The 4,110-nt window shown below is 34.6% G+C and carries 5 protein-coding genes; all 5 read right to left on the reverse strand.

Going from position 1 to position 4,110, the window contains the following annotated elements; translation table 11 throughout:
* A partial coding sequence (locus HMPREF9073_RS00025; protein WP_009411928.1) for a hypothetical protein occupies positions 1 to 517 on the reverse strand: 517 nt, incomplete at its 3' end.
* Position 518: 1 nt separating this feature from the next.
* Positions 519 to 770 (reverse strand): hypothetical protein, encoded by a 252-nt coding sequence (locus HMPREF9073_RS00030; RefSeq protein WP_009411929.1) that lies wholly within the window; start codon positions 768 to 770, stop codon positions 519 to 521.
* Positions 771 to 777: 7 nt separating this feature from the next.
* Positions 778 to 1,215, reverse strand: a complete 438-nt coding sequence (locus HMPREF9073_RS00035) for a DUF5958 family protein (protein ID WP_009411930.1) — start codon at positions 1,213 to 1,215, stop codon at positions 778 to 780.
* Positions 1,216 to 1,460: 245 nt separating this feature from the next.
* Positions 1,461 to 1,754, reverse strand: a complete 294-nt coding sequence (locus HMPREF9073_RS00040) for a hypothetical protein (RefSeq protein ID WP_009411931.1) — start codon at positions 1,752 to 1,754, stop codon at positions 1,461 to 1,463.
* Positions 1,755 to 1,762: 8 nt separating this feature from the next.
* Positions 1,763 to 4,110 (reverse strand): RHS repeat domain-containing protein (locus HMPREF9073_RS00045; RefSeq protein WP_009411932.1); only part of this gene is annotated, 2,348 nt, incomplete at its 5' end.

Below are 4,110 nucleotides of genomic sequence, written 5' to 3' on the forward strand. Positions count from 1 at the left end.
AGAGGCTCAATGGCTGTCCGTATTCATTACTTGCGGTCAGTTTCCAGAGGGTTGCTCCGCTTGGTGTTTTCATTTCTACCAAATCCCCATTTTCATAGCGGTATTGCACGGCACTGCTCACACGTTTGCCTGCCGTTTGGGCGGTAGTGGTTTCTTGTTGTACACGTCCAAAGGCATCATAAGTATAGTTTTTAGTAAATACCGCTTGCGGGTTGGTCTCGGTAGTTTGAACCAATTGTTTGAATCCGTTATACTCATATCGGTGTTGAAATAATTGTAGAATCATTACATCTTGAGTTTCGGAACCACCTAATTCAATAGCTTCATTTATAAAGGCAATAGTAGCTTTTTCTATTTCTTTACGGTAAAAGTTATTAAGAATAAAAGACCCTAATTCTCCTAAAATAGGATATATTCCGTCCTCTTTGTCAAAAACAGAATGGAATGAAGGGAAGTAATATTCAATCTTCCCTAATATATTATTGTAAAAATCGTCTTTAATAAGTTGAAAGTGCATTTTAAAAACTCAACATTTCGTGTATAATTCTATCAAGTTCCTTTCTGTGTTTATCATTATCTTTGTTGTAGCCTGTATTCAATTCTTTTGTTAAAATACATTCCAAGTAAAGTGCTAAATCTCTCTTGTTGTTTAATCTTTTTACTATAGAGGGAATATACTTTTGATATTCATCTTGTGCCAAATCCTCTCCTACATCAAGAGGATCCCAGTTAGATAAAATATCATTTATGTGTTCAAAAATATTTTTCATAAATATTTTAATTTGAATTATGACAACCTTCTAGTATTCTCTCTACATTGCTATTATCAGACAAATCCCAATACCACCATTTATTTATGTTATTCATTTCTTCTTTAAATCTTCTACTATAAGCTATTTTAAATATACCCATAAATAATATAAAAATTTTCCCCATTTCATTTTCAGGAAGATTAATCACTCTTTCTAAATTATAAGAACTTATTCCTTTTTTTAATAATACACAGGGTGTGTAACCACTTTTTAGCTTTTCTTTCTTAATAGCTAAATCTACATCTTCTTCTTTAGGTTTTGATTGAATAATTAAAAAGCTCATTTCTTGTAAAAAACTTCTTTTTTGACACAATGAATAAGCTTCAAATTTTTCTTGCAAAACAGTCAAAGGTATTAATCCTTGTCCGTATTTATTAATTAATATTTCTATTTCAATTTTCATCGTGGATATATTGTTATATGAGGTTTACTAGTATCAATCTTCATTTGGTTCATAAAATTCTAAGTTATAAGCAATTTCTGTTAAGAGATCAATAATAGCCTCATTACAGATTGTTTCATTCCAAGCTATATCTTAAAAAGTTTTTACTGCTTCTATTCTTTCTCACTCTTCAGTTATTAGAGCCTTTTTTAGCAAGTTTATTAATCGACATTCTTTCCACTATTTTGTGTTTGAAGTTGTCATTATTAACCTAAATTTACTAACAAAGTGTCTATATTTTTTATTGCTTCATCTAACATTCTATCCATTTTTTCTCCATCATAGTAAATAGAAGTATCTATACTCCAATCCCCATTAGAAGGCTCATAAAATTCTAAGTCATAAGCAATATCCGTTAGTAAATCATTTATTTTCTCATCTGTGATAGCTTCATCTTCCCAGACTTCTTTTAGAAAAAAATTGATATTATCAAATCGTTCTTGCCCTTCTGTTTTAAAAGCTTTTTCTAATATGTTTCTTAATTGATATATCTTTTCCATTACTTTGATTATTTGTTCATAGGAATCATCCTATCTTTTATAAGGTTTTTACTACTACGGAGAACTGTTTTTATTTTTCCAGTAGCAATATCCACTCCTACTAATATACTTTTACCACTTCCAAAAGCATTGGGGATTATATAGTTGATAGAATTATTTCTAGGATCATAAAATTTTTGACCTCTTTTTAAAACTGTTTTAACCATATCTGTAGTTATTCCTCTTTCAGCTTGTCTCATAACACTATGGGGCACAAATTTAGGAGTTTCTACAACTCTTAACGCCATATTAGAAGTTTCTGGAACAGCTGCTCTTGTCATTTCTACCCCTGTAGTCATTCCTCTCAACGCAATTGAATACCCCATTGAGGCTGAATTTACAAAGCCTAATAAAGCATCATTAGTAGTCATTGAAGTTCCATTGAGGTTTCTCATAGGAGCAAAACTACTACCTACACTACGCCCCATCATCATTTGTACGGGCATAGAGAGATCATTAAAAAAGTTATATACAAACTGTTCAAACCAATTTCCCTCTGACATTTCTGTCATATTCATTCCTAAGAAATAATGCTGGGTGGGAGGGCGTATCTGCCATACTTGATTTTTGTAAACTTTTTCTGCTGTTAAATATTCAGTTTTTGCCCCGCTTGATGTACCACTCCCTTGAAACCATTCTTTTATAGAATTATATTGCTTTGAGAACCATTGTCCTACACTTCTTCCTTGTTTTTCAAACCATTGTCCTGTACTTTTTGCATTACGCTTTATCCAATCTTCTATGGTGTCCCAACTAGCTGCTGCAGAAGAAATAATAGTACCTAATCCTATAACGGCTAAAGTAGTTAATGTAAAAAATTCTTCACCTGTAGGGTCTGTGTATAACAACGGATTATTAAGTACATACCCATATCTATTAAAGTTTTGGGTATTAAAAGGGTCTTGTACATAGTTATCGGGTTGTAAGAAGCGGTGTAGCACAGGGTCGTATAAGCGAGCATTCATATTGATAAGTCCTACACTCAATAAATGTTCGTGCCCTGTATAGCCTCGGTCTAACAATATACCTTCCTCAGGGACAGTGGTTTTCCCTTCAGCATTCCAATAACTTGTGATATTACCCCAAGCATCAAAGTGCCGTCTCTCTACTGGATTACCTGCATTATCGGTGATAAGGGTGATACTACCCAAATAGTCGCGATGCAAGTATAGGTATTTTTCACTATTATCAGTGACTGAGAGCACTGCTGGGGCACTATACGCATCACCGCCTAAGTAAATATAGAATTGCGTTTGTCCTGTAGTGCGGTCATGCTTGATTTCAAAAGTACCATCGTGATTATAATGTTTAACATAACGGCGTTTTTGTTTTTCAGGGTCTGTATTGCCGTAGTACATCGCGGCTCTGCTCTCAAAAGCATCATATTCAAAGCTTATCCGTTCTTTGTCTTTTACATATATCTGATCAGGGGCTTTAAAAACGTTGTAGCGAATTGCAGGGAAAGGGTATTTTTCTAAATGGGTATCGCCTGTTTCGTTGGTAATAAGTTTTTGATGTTGGTAATTAGTTCCCTGATATTCATAGCTTCCTAATTGATTATTTTGTTCTATACGCCCTCTTGGATCATACGTTTGTACACCTTCTGCTCCTGCTCCTTTCCAAGAGATAAGTCGTTGTTGTGTGTCATAGCCAAAAGTCTCTTTTATACTATTAAAGCTATAAGTGCGTTCATTTAGTAAGCCTTTAACTCTGTCAAATTGGTATATCTTTGTTTCTAAGGAGTTTTGTTCATTGCTAATTACTTGACTTACAGGATAATGAAAATCATACTGATAGACCTCAGTAGTTTTTCCTTTTAGTTGGCGCACGGGAGCTCCATACTCATTCACTTCTTGCAATTGCCACAATACTTCTCCTGAATCTTTTTTCAGAGTAATTGCTTCTCCATTTTGGTATTCGTATAGTACTTGTGTAGAAATATGTTTACCATAACCATCGGCTGTATAGATTTCGCGAGCTGTACGTCCAAAGTCGTCATACACGTATTTTTGAGAAAAGGTGAGGTTACTACCTAATTTCTTTTCGGTAAGTTCAGTTAGTTGTTTATGGAGATTATAATTGTAAATATAAAGTTCGTTATTGCCGTCTTTGTTTTGGTTGTCTATTTGGGTAAGCAATTTGTCGGCGTTATAGGTGTAGCGTATACGCATATCGGTATAGTCGCCCGTGATATGTTTTTCGGTGAGGCGGTCGCTACCTTGTGTATAGCTAAAGGTGGTCTTACCCTTAGGGGTCGTCTCTTCGGTGAGGTTGCCCCACGTGTCGTATTGATAGGTGTAGCGCCCAGCTGAGGGGT

This window comes from Capnocytophaga sp. oral taxon 326 str. F0382, assembly GCF_000318295.1.
Taxonomy (GTDB): domain Bacteria; phylum Bacteroidota; class Bacteroidia; order Flavobacteriales; family Flavobacteriaceae; genus Capnocytophaga; species Capnocytophaga periodontitidis.